The following is a 16,175-nucleotide window of genomic DNA, read 5'->3' as shown; positions in this document are numbered from 1 at the left end:
GAAGACAAAGTAAAACGGCCGTACGCTACGTTACGTCTGCCTCGGCTTTTTTTGCACTTACGGCGTTTGTTCGAGGGTGTTCAGTCCCGCACGCGCTCGATTAATGCGCCACATTTGGCCAGTTTGCGTTCCACGGCCTCATACCCCCGGTCCAGGTGGTACACGCGGCTCAGAATGGTCTCACCATGGGCGGCAAGCCCTGCGAGAATAAGCGAGAACGAGGCCCGCAGGTCTGTTGCCATAACCGGTGCGCCAGACAGGCTGTGCACGCCACGGATAATAGCGGACGACCCGTGTACGTTAATGCGCGCACCCATACGGTTGAGTTCGGGCACGTGCATGAACCGGTTTTCAAAAATGGTTTCGGTAATCATGGATGCACCATCAGCGACCGAGAGCAGGGCCATGAACTGGGCCTGCATATCGGTCGGGAAGCCGGGGTAAGGCTCGGTCATGATGTCGATCCCGCGCAAGGCCCCCGTGCGGCGCACGCGCATGGTGTCCCCATCCTGCGTGACTTCAACCCCACATTCTTCCAGCGCGCGCACAACAGCGCCAAGGTGGTCCATCTGCCCGCCTACCAGCCGCAGGTCGCCACCCGTAATGGCGGCCGCACAGGCGTAGGTGCCGCATTCAATACGGTCAGGCATAATGCGGTGTTCGGCCCCATGCAGGGCTTCCACGCCATCAATCAGAATAGCGGAACTGCCTGCACCCGTAATGCGTGCGCCCATGGCGTTCAGGCAGTTGGCCAGATCCACCATTTCCGGCTCACGCGCGGCGTTGATGATCTCGGTTTTACCCTGAGCCAGCGTTGCCGCCATCATCAGGTTTTCAGTCGCCCCGACCGAGGCAAAAGGCAGGATAATGCGGTCGCCAACAAGTCCCTTGGGGGCGCGGGCGTTAATATAGCCGTTTTCCAGCGTAATTTCCGCGCCCAGTGTTTCCAGCCCTTTAAGGTGCAGGTCCACCGGGCGGGTACCAATGGCGCACCCACCGGGCAGGGACACGCGCGCCTCCCGGCAGCGGGCCAGCAGAGGGCCGAGCACGAGAATGGACGCCCGCATTTTGGAGACAATGTCATACGGGGCTTCGGTATTGGTAATTTCCCCACCGACCGAAAGGGTGGAGCCATCGCCCGTTACGTCGCGCACTTCCAGCCCGTGCTGCTCCAGCAGTGCACGCATGGTGCCAATGTCGGCAATATGGGGCACGTTGGACAGGACCAGCCGTTCGGATGTCAGCAGCCCCGCCACCAGTAGCTTGAGGCCCGCATTCTTGGCCCCGCCAATGGTAATTTCCCCATGCAGGGGGCGTCCACCCCGGATGACAAAGTGATCCATGTGTTTACATCCGTGGCGTGGCAACGCCACGCTGGCCCATGTATTTGCCCGCCCGGTCGGCGTAGCTGACCTCGCACGGGGAATCGCCCTTGAAGAACAGGAACTGGCAGATGCCCTCGTTAGCGTAAATGCGCGCGGGCAGCGGTGTGGTGTTGCTGATCTCGATGGTGACCTGCCCTTCCCATTCCGGTTCAAGCGGGGTCACGTTTACAATAATGCCGCACCGCGCATAGGTGGACTTGCCAAGGCAGACCACCAGCACATCCCGCGGGATACGGAAGTATTCAATGGTATGGGCCAGCACAAAGCTGTTGGGCGGAATAATGCATTCATCCGCACGGCGGGACACAAAGCCTTCGGGGCTGAAGTTCTTGGGGTCCACAATGGCGTTGTTCACATCCGTAAAAATACGGAAATCATCGGCCACGCGGGCATCATACCCGTAGGAGGACAGACCGTAGGAAATAACGCCTTCGCGCTTCTGGTTTTCCACAAACGGTTCGATCATGCCGTGATCGTGCGCCATCTGGCGGATCCATGTATCGGGCATCACGGGCATGTCTTGCTCTCTCCATTGCCGGGGGTGGGCTGTGTGGTGGTCGGGGGTTGGTCCCCCGCCGTCTGGTCCTGTCTTGTCCGGGCCTGCTCCTTGCGGCGGCGCAGGTTGGCGCGCAGTGCCGCAGCCTGACGGGCAAGCCGTTCGGCGCGGGCCGCTTCTGCTTTGGCAGAAAGGGTCTGTCCGTGTGGGGGAGTGGTGTCGGGCGTATCAGTCATGCCAATGCAGCAGGCCAGTCGCGTACAGGTTGAACGTTCGCCTAGCTGACTAGCAGAGGCGGCCCGCCATGCCTAGAGCCTGCCACGGGGGCAGCCACCATTTATGGCGGGTAAGTCCACCGTCTTACAAAGCCGCGATGACTTTAAGCCCAACAAGCGCTGCATTGGGGATGTTGTGTGTTTCCCCCGGGTGGATCATGTACTGAAATTCAGGCTGGACCAGCACGCCATGGGTTGCATCAATGCCGTAATAGGCTTCGATCAGCTCTGAATCGTTCTGGATTCCGCGGATGGTTGAGCCGAGGGAATACCCGTTGTCCACGGCCAGAATCTGGCTTTCGCGCCGCCTGCGGCTAACTTTGTACCAAGAATACAGCACACCAAACCGGTCCGTCAGACGGCCGGGAATCAGCCCGACAAATGACAGGCCACCATAAGCCTGGTCAGAAATGTTCACCACATGCGGGGTTGCGTGCACGTACCCAGCCATCAGGTAACCACCGGCCATCTGGTTACGCCCACCAAGGCGATAGATCATCTGGTCTGCTTCCAGCCACATGGAGTCGGATGGTGCGGAATGTGTGCCCGGCAGTGTGTTGGCTACACTTTTGGGCAGGACCGAGCCAATCTTGTCCGCGTAGCGGGTGGTGTCATGCTCATACCCCAGCACGTAGTGGCCGGGCAGGCGGTTGCGGGTGAGGAACGGCGCCCACGTAAATTCGATAGGCAGGGAGAGGCCGGTTGCGTTCTCGGACCCCCATGACCAGCCAGAGGGGTTTTCGGTCAGGGTGCTCACGGAGTAAGCGCCCACCTGTATGGCCGTGTCCCGCGTGGGGCGGAAGCGCGCCCGTGCGCCCCATGTGGCCTTTGGGTACACGCTCATGCCCGGCAACTGCTTGATGGCCACAGGAGCGGAGCAGGTGACCATAAAGGAGCACAGCAGCGGAGATGTGGCGAAGACGTGGGTGAGCGACATACGGCCAAAAATGATGTCCAGCTTGTTGTTGAGCATCTTTTTCTCGGCGTACATGTCCACCAGATGGGCCGCCACGTTGCCCGAGAGCGTGTACACCTCCTGCAGGGCCACATAGTATTCGCCCACGCGCACATTCTGCGCCGCACGGCCTGCACGCTCCATAACCAACCCATGCACGGACCAGCCGTTAAGGGCGGCGTTCATGCGGCCAAGGTCAAACGTGGTCTGCAAGGTCAACTCATGCACGTAGCTGATGCCTTTCTGGCCGGGTAACCCGCCAGATGCCAGCCCCATGGCTTCTCCCTTGTAGGAGAACGAGAACGAAAACCCCTTGTCTCTCAACCGGTCGCGGAAGGGCATGAGCTGCGGAATAAGGTGCCCCGTACCGGCTGTGGGCACGTAGTACGGGTCTGGCAGGTCGTAGTCCCGCTGGGCGTCCACTCCTGCGGGCAGCAGGGCGGAGGGGCCTTCGCTATTGCTCAGGGCGTCCAGTTCGATCTGGTGCAGGGAGTGTGGGGTTTCCGACGGCATAATCGGCATCACGCTCAAAGGAGCCAGACCGGGGGATGGCAGAATGGGCACCCCGCTGGGTGGGATGGGCGTGTTGGGCGGGCGGCGGATGGCGCTCAGGTCCGGGCCAATGGTCTCCGCATCTAGCGGGCGTAGGGACTGCGCAGGCAGGGCATGGACCTTGCTGCCGGGGTTGATGATCGTGTCGGAAATGGGCGCAACGGCAGGCTGGGCTGTAAGGGCCGAGGCATGGGTCGTCTGGGCCTTTGCCGCTCCCGCACCAAACGGGGCGTGCCAGACGGATGCCAGCGCAATGGCGGCGGCGGTGCTGGTGTGCAGGGCGCACAACGCACGCTCGGGCGTGCGGCGGCGCAGGGGGCGGTGTGTTTTTGACATTGTTATTCCGCTTCCTCTCGCTCTTGCTGGAGGGAGTTGTCTTGTGCGTGCAGTGTTTCCGCTGGGGAAAGACTTCGGGCCTGATGTTCAGACGGTCAGAACAACCGTGGCAGCAGGCGCAGGGTAGAGTCCGCACCAGAGCGTACTGGGTCGGGCGGCATAAGACCGGAGGCGGATATTCCGGTGGGCAGAATGTGCGACCATGGGGCAGACCGTCATTGTTTTTGTTGTTGTCGGTCTGCCATCAGGAGCATGAAGGGAAATGCCCGGTCAAGGGAGGGTTTGAAATATTATTACCCAAAACGACCAAAAATGAGCATTTTAGAAAAATATGAATGCAAATTTTTGTTATAACGATAAATTTGCAACATGGGCGTGGTTGCTATGCACTCCGTGCTATATCCTGCCAGCCGCAGAGTTGCGCCCCTGCGTGTTCCAGCCCCTTGCGAAAGCCCGGTGAGCAGAGCGCCTGAAATTCGGCCTCGTGCTCGTAGGTCGGCATCAGCTTTTCCAGCATGGGGTTCTTGTGGGTAGCGGGGTGGAAATAGATTTCGGACACCCCATCGGGCAGGTGCGCCGCAAGGGCCGCCATCCGCTCTGTGGTCATATGCCCGCTCCATGCCAGACCAAAGCACCAGTCATTGGTGGCCATGCCCGCCGCGTGGGCCTGATGCCGCAGCAGGGCGGTCCAGCGGCGCAGGGCCGCATCGCCCAGCGTGTCTGTATAGGTTCCCGCGGCGTAGAGCGGTTTAGGGGGTTCCAGCGGCACGCGCACGGCGTTCAGCCCGTAGCCTTTGCCAATGCCGATCATCAGCTTACCCACGGTCGGGTGCAGGTGCATGTGCTTGTGGGCGTTGGCGTGGTCCAACGCTAGCCCCGTACGGCTGAAGGCTTCGAACTGGGCGGTAATTTCGGCTTCCAGCTCCCGCCGTCCTTCAGGGCGAAAAAAATAGTCCACGCCTAGCCCAAGTTGGGAGGAGGAGAACCAGCCATTATCGCCAGTAATCAGCGGCAGGCGGTTGTGGGGCAGAACCGATGGTCCTTCAATAACCACCAGATGCAGGCCAACATTTAGGGAGGGCAGGCGTTTGGCCCGTTCCACCGCATCCTGCGCAGCGGGGCCGGAAACCATAAGGCTTGCGGTTGAGAGCACGCCGTTTACGTGGGCCTGTTCAATGGCCTCGTTCACTTCAACCGACATGCCGAAATCATCGGCGGAAATAATGGCGCGTTTCATGGTTCTGGCGGCCCCTTGGTAAGCTTTGCCTGTGTCTAACACCGGCGGGCGGGGGCTGTCATGGCTGTTCTGGGTGGGGGACTTATGCGCCACCCCCACCCAGCGCCGTAGATTATGCCAGATCAGGCAGCCTTGCGGCCTTTAAGGAACTGGAAGAACTCCACACCTTCGCGCAGGCGGCGCTTCATCATCTGGGGCGAACGCACCATTTCCCCAACGATGGACGCAATCTTGGGAGCGCGGAAGTAGAACTTCTTGTAGAATTCTTCCACGCTGTTGAAGATTTCGGTGTGCGAGAGGTGCGGGTAGTGCAGCGGTGCAATCTGCACGCCGTTTTCGTCCAGCAGCTCGGCGTTGCTTTCGTCCAGCCAGCCGTTTTCCGTGGCTTCCTTGAACAGTGCCGTGCCGGGGTACGGAGCAGCAAGGGATACCTGCAACGTGTGCGGGTTGATTTCCTGCGCGAAGCGAATGGTTTCCTGAATGGTTTCCTTCGTTTCGCCCGGCAGACCCAGAATAAAGGTGCCGTGGATCTTGATCCCGAGTTCGTGGCAGTTCTTGGTGAACTCACGCGCCACTTCAACGCGCATACCTTTTTTGATGTTGTGCAGGATCTGCTGGTTGCCGCTTTCGTAACCAACCAGCAGCAGGCGCAGGCCGTTGTCACGCAGGACTTTCAGCGTGTCATAGGGGACGTTGGCCTTGGCGTTGCAGGACCAGGTTACACCCAGCTTGCCCAGTTCGCGGGCAATGGCTTCCGCACGCGGCAGATCATCGGTGAAGGTGTCATCGTCAAAGAAGAATTCCTTGACCTGCGGGAAGTACTGCATGGCCAGACGGATTTCGGCTGCCACATGCTGCGGGCTGCGGGTGCGGTAACGGTGGCCACCCACGGTCTGCGGCCACAGGCAGAACGTGCAGCGCGATTTGCAGCCACGGCCCGTGTAGATGGAGATGTACGGGTGCATGAGGTAGCCGATGAAGTAATCTTCAATCCGCAGGTCACGCTTGTACACTTCGGTCACGAAGGGCAGGGAGTCCATGTCTTCGATCATGGCGCGGTCGCGGTTGGCGACAATTTCGCCATTCTTGTTGCGCCACGTAATGCCGTCCACGTCCTTGAAGTCCATGCCGTCGGCAATGTCCTTGATCGTGTAATCAAATTCATTGCGGGCAACAAAGTCGATGGGCGCACCCTTGAGCAGGCTTTCTTCCGGCTGAACGGCCACTTTGGCGCCAACCATACCAATCTTCAGGTTCGGGTTAACGTCCTTGAGCATCTGGGCCACCTGCACGTCCTTGGCAAAGGACGGGGTGGAGGTGTGCAGTACCACCAGATCGCGGTTCTTCACGTCTTCCAGAATGGGCTCCATGCCCATGTTGGCGGGCGGCGCGTCAATCAGGCGGCTGCCTTCGACCAGAGCGGCAGGTTGGGCCAGCCATGTCGGATACCAGAAAGATTTGATTTCACGGCGTGCCTGATAGCGCGAGCCTGCGCCGCCATCAAAACCATCAAAAGTTGGCGGCTGGAGAAAAAGGGTTCTCATCGTCATCGGTTTCTATCCTGACAAGGGCGTAGAACGGTGGGGTCCAACGGTAAGCTCCGGCATAAATGCTGGTTCAAGGACTTCCGTCTGCTTTGGTTTAGGCAATTACTCTGGCGCATATGAAGAAGGCAAGCCTTTGCGTGCGTTCGCTATGGGCCGGGGGAGAGGCTGCGCACCGGGGCAGGTGCCGCTGGCGGGTGGGGTGCTATGTGCATGGTCTGCCCCCGCCAGTGGACCTCCGTACCGCTTGCGCTCCCTACCATAATGGCGGCAGACAGCCAGTCCCGCAGGGGGAGCAGCAGCAGCGGCCACAGTGCGCGAGCGCCCACGGCGCGGTCAATCAGCAGGGATGTAAGGGCACGCATGGCCCATATGCCCCAGAAGAATGGCAAACTCCATGCCGCGTGTGGCTGAAAAAGCACAACCAGAGAGGCCCAGAACAGCGGAAGCTGGATGGAGGAAGCCGCATAGCCCGCTGGCGCCAGTGTGCACACCGTGCGGCCCCAGCGCAGCTCATGCCGGAGCAGCTCGCCAAGGCTGGACTCGGCAATGGTGGTCCATGTCATGCATTCGGCAATGGCAATGTTCATGCCTGTCTGCCGGACAAGCCTGCCAAGCAGGGCGTCATCCGCAACATGGGGTAGAAGGGCTTCCAGCCCGCCTACCTCATCCAGCGTTTGGCGCCGCAGGGCCATGGTGGCCCCTAAACAGTCCTGCCGCCCCAGATAGCGGGAAAGCATGACGCCGGGTAGAAAGTTGTGGTTGATCTGGCAGGCCGCCAGCATCTGCACAATGGAGCCACTGGCGGGTAGGCCCGCATACAGGGTGGTGACAAGCCCGGTATTGGGCTGGTGCAGGGCCGAGACAATGTGGCGCAAGTAGTCCGGCCGCACATGGATGTCGGAATCGGAAATAACCAGAATATCGTGCCGCGCCTTGGGCAGAATATTCATCAGGTTGCTGATCTTGCGGTTAAGCCCGTGCAGGGCGGGGTCAACCACAAGCTCCATATCCAGATGCGGGTGGCGTTCCTGCAAGCGGCGCACCACGGCAATGGCGGGGTCATCCGCATCGCGCACACCAAACAGGATTTGCATCTGGGGGTAGTCCTGCGTGCAGAAGCTTTCCAACGCTTCTTCCAGCAGGGGTTCGGACCCGTATAGAGGCTTGAGCACACTCACCGGGGGGGTGCTGCCCAGCACCACTGGCCGCCGCTCATTGCGGCGGAAGCGTGCCAGCAGACCAGCCCCCAGCGAGGACTGTATACAGCCGGTAACAGAAAGAAGCGCGCTGGCAGCTGCCAGAATCGGAAAAACCGCTACCATGCCCCAACCATTATGCGCCCCGTAATGGGGATTGGTGTCTGTTTGCGTTGCCGCACGCGCCTTGTCCTGTTCCTTTAGCCTTTGGAGTAGGCCTGAGCCTTGCGTTCAAGAACGCTGATAAGGCCAGAAACACCACCAGAGGTGAGCGTGGAGCTAAAGTCCGCGCGCTGGGCGGCCGTCTGGCTGATGCGGGCATCGCTCAGCAGCACGTCCACAATTTTCCATGACCCGCCAGCATTGTTCATGATGTAGCTGACTTCGGTCGGGGTTGAGCCATCGCTCGCGCCAAGGTCGGTGACCACAATTTTGTTACCGCCAATAGGGGCGTCAGTCACGGTGGGCTGGATGGTGAACTTGACGTCCGCACCGGGCTTGAAGTTGCTGACATAGCGCGCAACCGTATAGTCCTTGAACGCGACAAGCAGTTTCTGCTTCTCGTCAGCGCTCAGCCCAGCGTAGCGCGGGCCGATGGAGGCCTTGAGCACCGCTTCCAGATTATAGGACTGGTCAACAGCGGCCGCCACAATCTGGCTACGCTCTGCAAAGCTGCCGTGGGACTGCACGATCTGGTCCAGCGCTTTGTAGAGCGTCTGCACGGGTGCAATAACCGGGCTGTTCGGAGCGGATTGAGCAAAAGCAGCCGGGGCGGACACGCCAGCCCCAACCACGGGAAGGAGCGCCATGCTCATGCCAAGCACAAGCCCTGCGCGTAAAGAAATACGTTTCATGCTTACGATTTTGTCCCGGTTGAGCGGTTTGACAAGGTTGCTTCGAGCATGTCTCCGATGCCCGTAGCGCTCACACCCAGTGCGTTAAGAGCGGTTGCGACGATGTGTGGAGCGGAGAGCCCGGCCTCGTCATACTGCGCGTCCTGCGTGTTGTGGTCGATAAAGCGGTCGGGCAGGGTCATCGGGCGGAATCGGACCTGATCCAGCAGACCGGTGCGCGCCAGATGGTGGCAGACCTGTGTGGCAAACCCACCTTCGGACCCTTCCTCAATGGTAATCAGCACCGCATGGTTGCGGGCCAGATTTTCCAGCAGGGCGGTGTCAATCGGCTTGGCAAAGCGGGCATCCGCCACCGTGGGCGGCAGCCCCTGAGCCGCCAGCATGTCGGCGGCCTTCAGGCACGCGCCAAGCCTTGGCCCGAGCGAGAGAATGGCAATGCCACCCGTTTCTGCCCCAAACTGGCGACCCATCTCGCGGATAATGCGGCCCTTGCCAATTTCCAGCACCTGCCCTTCGGCAGGCAGGTCCAGACCCAGCCCGTTGCCACGCGGGTAACGCAGGGCAATCGGGCCTTCATCAAACTCAATGGCTGTGGCTGTCATATGCAGCAGTTCCAGCTCGTCCGAAGGGGCCATGATGGTCATGCCCGGCAGGCAGCCCAGATAGGCAATATCGAACGACCCGGCATGGGTGGCGCCATCGGCCCCAACCAGACCGGCACGGTCAATGGCAAAGCGAACCGGCAGGTTCTGCAACACCACATCGTGCATGACCTGGTCATACGCACGCTGGAGGAAGGTGGAGTAAATGGCGCAGAACGGACGCAGCCCTTCGGTCGCCATACCAGCGGCAAAGGTTACGGCGTGCTGCTCGGCAATGCCTACGTCAAAAAAGCGGTCGGGGTAGTTCTTGGCAAACGCATCCAGCCCGGTGCCGGACGGCATGGCGGCGGTAACCGCGGTCAGGCGCTTGTCGGTCTGGGCACGGCGGACAAGTTCACGCGCAAACACCGAGGTGTAGCTGGGCGGGCCTGCGGGGCCTTTCTTCTGCTCACCGGTAATGACGTTGAACTTGGCTACGGCGTGGTATTTGTCGCCCGCGTTTTCTGCCGGGCGGTAGCCGTGGCCTTTTTCCGTAATCACATGCAGCAGGATGGGGCCTTTATCCGTATCGCGCAGGTTGCGCAGGATATTGACCAGCTGCGGCAGGTCGTGCCCGTCTACCGGGCCAACGTAGTAAAAGCCCAGCTCCTCGAACAGTGTGCCGCCGGTAATCATGCCGCGGGCGTATTCGTCCGCCTTGCGGGCGGTGCGTTCCACCGGAGCGGGCAGCTTCTTGACGAATTTACCCGCCAGTTCGCGCAGTTCCATGAATTTGCGCGACGACATGAGGCGCGAGAGGTAGTTGGACATGGCCCCGACCGGCGGAGCAATGGACATCTCGTTATCGTTGAGGATCACGATCAGGCGTTCAGCGCCCGGCCCGGCCACTGCGGCGTTGTTCATGGCCTCATACGCCATGCCGGCAGAGATGGAGCCATCGCCGATCACCGCAATCACATTGCGTTCACGGTAGGAGGGGTCATCCTCGGCACGCAGGTGGTGCGCCACCGCCATGCCAAGCCCTGCGGAAATGGACGTGGAGGAATGGGCCGCGCCAAACGGGTCGTATTCGCTCTCGGAGCGGCGGGTAAAGCCCGACAGCCCACCCGGCTGGCGCAGGGTGCGGATGCGCTCGCGCCGTCCGGTCAGAATCTTGTGCGGGTAGGCCTGATGGCCCACATCCCAGATCACCCGGTCATCGGGCGTGTCGAACACCGCGTGCAGGGCTACGGTCAGCTCCACAACACCAAGCGAGGCCCCAAGGTGCCCCCCGGTGGTGGAGACCGCGTCCACAGTTTCGGCCCGCAGTTCGTCCGCAAGCTGCTTGAGCTGCTCAACAGACAGGTTGCGCAGGTCCGCAGGAACCCGAACACGATCCAGCGCAGGAAAACGGCCAAAAGTGGGAATCGGTGACGCGGCGTTCTGGTTTTTAGAACTGTCCATGCGATTGTTTCCATCTTCTTTTTAGCGGAAAACGGCACATAACTGCCTTTTTCAGGCAGGGTATGCTGTTCCCCGGCGTGCCTTACATCGCGTTAACATGCCGACAGACATCGCGAACCAATGGGGTTTGGTTTAATGTTTTGTGAAAGAACGCAAGCACGGAAACAAAACTCGCTGCTGATTGTGTCTTTTTTGCAACAGGTAGCGAAAAAGACTTGAGCTTGACAAACGAGGCCACCTATATGCAGGCGAATACCTCATACACGCGTGGCTATACATGTTCCGCGCCTGTTGCTCCTTCTAACAGTCCACGGGTGGAGTAGCAGGCCAGGCAGGCAGCAGGTCCGGTCGCGCGCTTTATGGACATACTCAATACTGACTTGTCTTACTACCAGTCACGATACAGGCGTTAAGTGGATGCGCCAAAGCGGGGGTTTATGGCCGTACCGATAATGCAGGCCGTCAGGGTCGGCAGTTACGTTGTCAAACAGCATATTACGGGGCGCAAGCGCTATCCGCTGGTGCTCATGCTTGAGCCGCTTTTTCGCTGCAACCTGGCCTGTGCAGGCTGCGGAAAAATCGATTACCCAGCGGCTATTCTCAACCAGCGCATGACCGTGCAGGAATGTCTGGATGCGGATGCGGAAGCAGGCGCACCAGTTATTGCCGTAGCCGGCGGGGAACCGCTGCTGCACAAGGAAATGCCCGAAATCATCCGTGGGCTGATCGCGCGCAAGAAGTACGTCTACCTGTGCACGAACGCCCTGCTTCTTGAAAAGAAGATGGACGATTACGAACCATCCCCTTTCTTCTCGTGGGATGTGCATCTGGATGGCGACAAGACCATGCACGATGCCTCCGTCTGTCAGGACGGGGTGTACGAACGCGCAGTTGCCGCCATTAAAAAGGCCAAGGCGCGCGGTTTCCGCGTGTCCATCAACTGCACCGTGTTCGATGGGGCAGACCCCCAGCGTATGGCCAACTTCTTTGATGAAGTGATGGCCATGGGCGTGGACGGGATCATGACCGCACCGGGCTATGCCTACGAGCGTGCACCCGATCAGGCGCACTTCCTCAACCGGCAGAAAACCAAGCAGCTCTTCCGCGATGTGTTCCGTCTGGGCAAGGGCAAGAAGTGGCGGTTTACGCAGTCTCCGCTCTTCCTCAACTTCCTTGCCGGTAACGAGCAGTACCACTGCACGCCGTGGGGCAAGCCCCTGCGTAACGTGTTTGGCTGGCAGCGCCCGTGCTACCTGCTGGGTGAAGGCTACGCCAAGTCTTTCCGTGAGCTGATGGAAGACACGAAGTGGGACGATTACGGCACCGGTAACTACGAAAAATGCGCCGACTGCATGGTGCATTCCGGTTATGAATCCACCGCCGTAATGGATGCCGTTCGCCGCCCCTGGCACATTGCCAAGGTCGCGCTGTTTGGCCCCGAAACCGAAAAACCGATGGCGCCGGAAATCTCGCTGGCTAACCAGCGTCCTGCTCAGTACGTGTTCTCCAAGCAGGTTGAAGAGCAGATGGACGCCATTGCAGCCCGCAAGCCTGCCAAGGCTCCGCGCGTTAAGGTGGTGCGTACCGAAGGTGCTAATGATGAGGCCCCCAAGGCCGCTGCACCGGCCGAAAGCACTGCGGCTGACTGATTCGCCCTATAGCGAATCGGTTTTGTGCGACAAGGAACGGCCCCCTCGGGGGCCGTTTTTTTGTGCCTGCCGGAAAAAGAATACCAATTTGGTCCGCTTTATTGGATGGGCAGGCATACACTGCCCGCATGGACATGGCGGGTAGGGAGGGTCGCATGTTCGGCGCTGGTCTCACGCCGGATCATCCCCTATCCTGCACGGCGGGGCTTTTGTTGTGCAAAGCCCGCTACAGCAAAAGGCGTGTTGGTTTTATCCATGGCACTTTCCATTCTTATTATTTTCTTTCTGGTTATCCTCAACGCGGTGTTCGCCATGGGGGAACTGGCTCTTATTTCCGTTCGCAAACCGCGTTTGGCCCAGTTGCAGGAAAACGGCGTGCGCGGTGCGGACCGGGCTATGCGGTTGGCCGAAGACCCCCAGATTTTTCTGCCCACGGTGCAGGTGGGTATGACGCTGGTTTCCATTCTGGAGGGGACGTTTGGCGGGGTGCAGGTTGAGGCACATCTGACCCCCATTCTGGAGCAGTTTGCTGTTCTGCGGCCTTTTGCCTCCCAGATTTCCATGATCGTGGTGGTGGTCTTCATTACCGCCATTATGCTGGTGCTGGGGGAACTGGTGCCCAAGCAGTTGGCCCTGCGTGAGCCGGAAAAAATGGCGGCCCGTCTGGCTATGCCGCTGGAACTGCTGGCCAAGGTGACCGGCCCCGTGGTCATGCTGCTGCGGGCGTCCTCCAACATGGTGCTGCGGCTGATGGGGGCGAGTGATGCGGTTAACCAGAGCCTGACGGAAGAGGAGCTGAAAGCCTACATTGCCGAGGGCGCCCGTCTGGGCGTGCTGGAGCACGAGGAGCGCAGCATGATTGAACGGCTGCTGCGTCTGGCGGACCGCCCTGTACGGGCCATTATGACGCCCAGAAATGAACTGTGCTGGATAGACCGCCATGCCGGGCGCGAGGCGCTGGTGCAACTGCTCAAGCAGACCAGCTATGCCCGCATCGTGGTGTGCGAAGGAGGGGTGGATAACCCCGTAGGGGTCATTCTGGCCAAGGATATGCTGGACCGGGTGCTGGAGGGTATGCCCGTGTCCATAGAGGCGGGGATGCGGCCGATGGTTGTCGTGCCGGACAGTATTTCCGCGCTGGATATGCTGGAACGGATGCGCAGCATCTCCTTGGGCATGGCCTTTGTGCTGGACGAATATGGCGCGTTTGAAGGTGTGGTGACACCAGCCGACCTGTTTGACGCCATTGTGGGCGAGACCTCGCACGAGCAGCCCCAGTCCAGCCACCATGCGGCCAATGTGCCCGCCCCGGATGCGGTTATTGTGCTGGAAGGCACGGCCTCAGTGGATGAAATTAAGGACATGCTGGGCTTGCGCTCCCTGCCAGAAGAGGGGAGCTACCATACGTTGGGTGGCCTGTTGCTGGCCCTGCTGCGGCGTGTGCCTGCGGCCGGGGACAAGGTCGCTTACGATGGGTGGCTGTTTGAGGTGCTGGAAGTGGAGGGGCGGCGTGTGGCCCGCGTTCGGGCTAGCCGTCAGGCTCTGGCGGAGAACTAACAGGCTCTTTGCCTCGCTGGGCGGGGCAGAGTGGAGAAGACAAAAAGGGGCGCAGCCAAAGCTGCGCCCCTTTTTGGTATTAACGGCCCCGGTTGCGTTGCCCCTTGCGAGGGTACGGATGCCGGGGAATAGGCCGGGCTCGTTAGTGCAGGGTGCTGGCCAGTGCGGTTTCATCCGCAAAGTCGGGCCATGTGCCTTGCGCCAGAGCGCTCAGGGAGGGCGCTGGGAGCTTCATCTTGGCGGCATAGCGCCACAGGTAGGTCAGGGTCCGGTGCACGTAGTTCCGGGTTTCCTGGTTTGGCAGCAGCTCCATGAACAAGAGCGGGTCATCGGAGGAGGCTGCCAGATTTTCCCAGTGTGCCAGAGCGTTGGGGCCTGCGTTGTAGCTGGCCAGCAGGCGGATAATGTCTCCGCCCCGTGCTTCCGTATGGTTGGCCTGCTGGGTCAGCTTGGCCAGATACTGCACATAGCGCTGCCCGATTTCCAGATTGAGGCTGGGGTCATGCAGAGCTGAGGCCGAGCGCTCGAACCGGTGGTTGGGGTTGGAGGCAGATGCGCTGGTTACAAAGTCAGCCGTTATGGGGCGGATCTGCATCAGCCCATGTGCGCCTGCACCGGATACGGCACGCGCGTCAAAGTTGGATTCCACACGGGCCAGCGCATAAACCAGTGCTGGGTCCATGGTAAAGCCGTTGCGGGGCCGGAGCTGCGGGAGTGGCGCATCATCCATGTTTTGTGCGGTGGTGGCCTGACTTTGCAGGGAGTCTTCCATCTCCCGCGCAAGGTCATGCAGCCCGGCGGCATCGGCTACCAGTTGGAAGGAGCGGGCCAATGTTACATCGTGCAGGCTGGGCCATGCACGGCGCATGGCGTTCTCCGCCATTTCTGGCTCCCCGACCTGTAGCAGGGCAAAGACGCGGCGGCCGACATTGGTGTTCCCCACGGCCTCCAGGTCAATTTCTGTCAGAACCGGCGCGGAGGCCGCGCTCTGGCTGGCATTGCCCGAGCTTTCCAGCGGAGCAAAGCTGGCAAGGCCGTGGCGTTCGCTCAGCTTGTGTGGCGTGCCGCTACCCGTGCGCAGCATGTTGCTGGCCAGAAGCCCGTAAAACGTGCGCGGGAAGGTAGCCGCATGTTGGAGCCACAAGCGGTGGTTATGGGGGTTGTTGGTCTTTTCGTACGTGCGGGCGGCCCAGAAGGCGTTTGCAGCCCGCATTTCCGGCGTGGCGCGCGGGGCGTGGGAGGCACGCTCAAAAAACTCGGTCGCTTCGCTGTAAGCCTGCTTCTGCCACAGGGCCAGCCCGGTCACGTAGCCTGCCAGCGCATTCTGCCCGTGGGAGACGGTGTTGGCCGTCCGGCTTATGTCCAGCGCAAGGTCTGTTTCCCCCGCAGCCAGCATGGCCTGTGCCGTTTCCGCCTGCAACTGGGCGGCATAGGCCGGGGTCATGCCCGGTGTAATGCTGATGAGGTGCAGGGCGCTATGCACACCTTTAAGGCCCCATGTTGTGCGTTCGCGCAAAGTGCGGTCCAGCATGGGGTTGCGGGTGAATTCCTGCAACGGCCCTGCTGCAAGGGCCGCGTGTTCGGGGGCCAGATGCTCGGTGGAAGGGGCAGCGGGCATGGGCCCACCCCGGTCAGGCAGGGCCGCAAGACGGGCCCACACAGCCGGTGCATCCGCGTAGCTGGTGTATTGCTTCAGCCAGTTGCGCAGTTCTGTCGCGCTGGGGTGGTAGCTTGGGTTGAGGTAGCGGTTGGCCTCTACCTCGCCCAGCAGCAGTGAATCGGTCAGATGGGTGGTGCTGCTGATGGCCTCGGCAAACGCACCCATGCGCTGAAGTCGGATAATGGAGCGGATATGGGTTGCCACATCCGGTGGAAGTGGCCTGGGTAGGGTGAGATCATCACCTTCCGGAAAAGCCCGGCGCGGCAAAACCATCGCCAGCTCTTCGCTGTGCGGTTCTGCCCCGTGGTCCGGGGAACTGGCGTGGGCTCTCGTCGTGTTGACGGAAGCGCTGGCCAAAAGAGCGGCACCAGCCAAAAAGGCTTTTGCCGCGATCTGATGAGGAATTTGACCTATCGCTCGCATGGCTGGCG

Annotated in this window: 12 protein-coding genes; 2 read left to right on the top strand and 10 right to left on the bottom strand. The window is 60.6% G+C overall.

What is annotated here, in order from left to right; all coding sequences use genetic code 11:
• Positions 1–80 precede the first annotated feature (80 nt).
• The 9 genes from murA to dxs all read right to left on the bottom strand — a co-directional run bounded on the left by murA (position 81) and on the right by dxs (position 10,878).
• Positions 81–1,343 (bottom strand): UDP-N-acetylglucosamine 1-carboxyvinyltransferase, encoded by a 1,263-nt coding sequence (murA, locus tag AGA_RS11905; RefSeq protein ID WP_059024473.1) that lies wholly within the window; start codon positions 1,341–1,343, stop codon positions 81–83.
• A 4-nt stretch (positions 1,344–1,347) separates the two neighbouring features.
• Positions 1,348–1,902, bottom strand: a complete 555-nt coding sequence (gene dcd / locus AGA_RS11900; RefSeq protein ID WP_059024472.1) for a dCTP deaminase — start codon at positions 1,900–1,902, stop codon at positions 1,348–1,350.
• Positions 1,893–2,117: a hypothetical protein gene (locus AGA_RS11895; protein WP_059024471.1), complete on the bottom strand. Its 225-nt coding sequence runs from the start codon at positions 2,115–2,117 to the stop codon at positions 1,893–1,895. Before AGA_RS11895 ends, dcd begins: the two co-directional genes overlap by 10 nt.
• A 124-nt stretch (positions 2,118–2,241) precedes the next feature.
• Positions 2,242–3,999, bottom strand: coding sequence for a carbohydrate porin (locus AGA_RS11890; protein ID WP_059024470.1), 1,758 nt, complete (start codon positions 3,997–3,999; stop codon positions 2,242–2,244).
• A 382-nt stretch (positions 4,000–4,381) separates the two neighbouring features.
• Complete coding sequence (gene hpnK / locus AGA_RS11885; protein ID WP_059024862.1) at positions 4,382–5,236, bottom strand: hopanoid biosynthesis-associated protein HpnK; 855 nt, start codon at positions 5,234–5,236, stop codon at positions 4,382–4,384.
• A gap of 122 nt (positions 5,237–5,358) precedes the next feature.
• Positions 5,359–6,786, bottom strand: a complete 1,428-nt coding sequence (gene hpnJ, locus AGA_RS11880) for a hopanoid biosynthesis associated radical SAM protein HpnJ (protein WP_172793745.1) — start codon at positions 6,784–6,786, stop codon at positions 5,359–5,361.
• A 143-nt stretch (positions 6,787–6,929) separates the two neighbouring features.
• Positions 6,930–8,105, bottom strand: a complete 1,176-nt coding sequence (hpnI, locus tag AGA_RS11875; protein WP_059024468.1) for a bacteriohopanetetrol glucosamine biosynthesis glycosyltransferase HpnI — start codon at positions 8,103–8,105, stop codon at positions 6,930–6,932.
• A 74-nt stretch (positions 8,106–8,179) separates the two neighbouring features.
• Complete coding sequence (locus tag AGA_RS11870) at positions 8,180–8,833, bottom strand: ABC transporter substrate-binding protein (RefSeq protein ID WP_059024467.1); 654 nt, start codon at positions 8,831–8,833, stop codon at positions 8,180–8,182.
• 2 nt (positions 8,834–8,835) lie between these two features.
• Complete coding sequence (dxs, locus tag AGA_RS11865) at positions 8,836–10,878, bottom strand: 1-deoxy-D-xylulose-5-phosphate synthase (protein WP_059024466.1); 2,043 nt, start codon at positions 10,876–10,878, stop codon at positions 8,836–8,838.
• Positions 10,879–11,315: 437 nt separating this feature from the next.
• On the opposite strand from dxs, the gene hpnH reads away from it, so the two are divergent.
• Both hpnH and AGA_RS11855 read left to right on the top strand, forming a co-directional pair.
• Complete coding sequence (gene hpnH / locus AGA_RS11860) at positions 11,316–12,527, top strand: adenosyl-hopene transferase HpnH (protein ID WP_059024861.1); 1,212 nt, start codon at positions 11,316–11,318, stop codon at positions 12,525–12,527.
• Between the two features lie 255 nt (positions 12,528–12,782).
• Positions 12,783–14,084 (top strand): hemolysin family protein, encoded by a 1,302-nt coding sequence (locus AGA_RS11855; RefSeq protein WP_059024465.1) that lies wholly within the window; start codon positions 12,783–12,785, stop codon positions 14,082–14,084.
• Positions 14,085–14,226: 142 nt separating this feature from the next.
• Here the strand turns inward: AGA_RS11855 and AGA_RS11850 are convergent, their stop codons facing one another.
• Entirely contained in the window at positions 14,227–16,167 is a 1,941-nt protein-coding gene (locus AGA_RS11850; RefSeq protein ID WP_059024464.1) for a transglycosylase SLT domain-containing protein, read from the bottom strand.
• Positions 16,168–16,175 lie beyond the last annotated feature (8 nt).

This window comes from Acetobacter ghanensis, from assembly GCF_001499675.1.
GTDB classification, from domain to species: domain Bacteria; phylum Pseudomonadota; class Alphaproteobacteria; order Acetobacterales; family Acetobacteraceae; genus Acetobacter; species Acetobacter ghanensis.
This window is presented reverse-complemented; position numbering and strand designations above follow the sequence as displayed.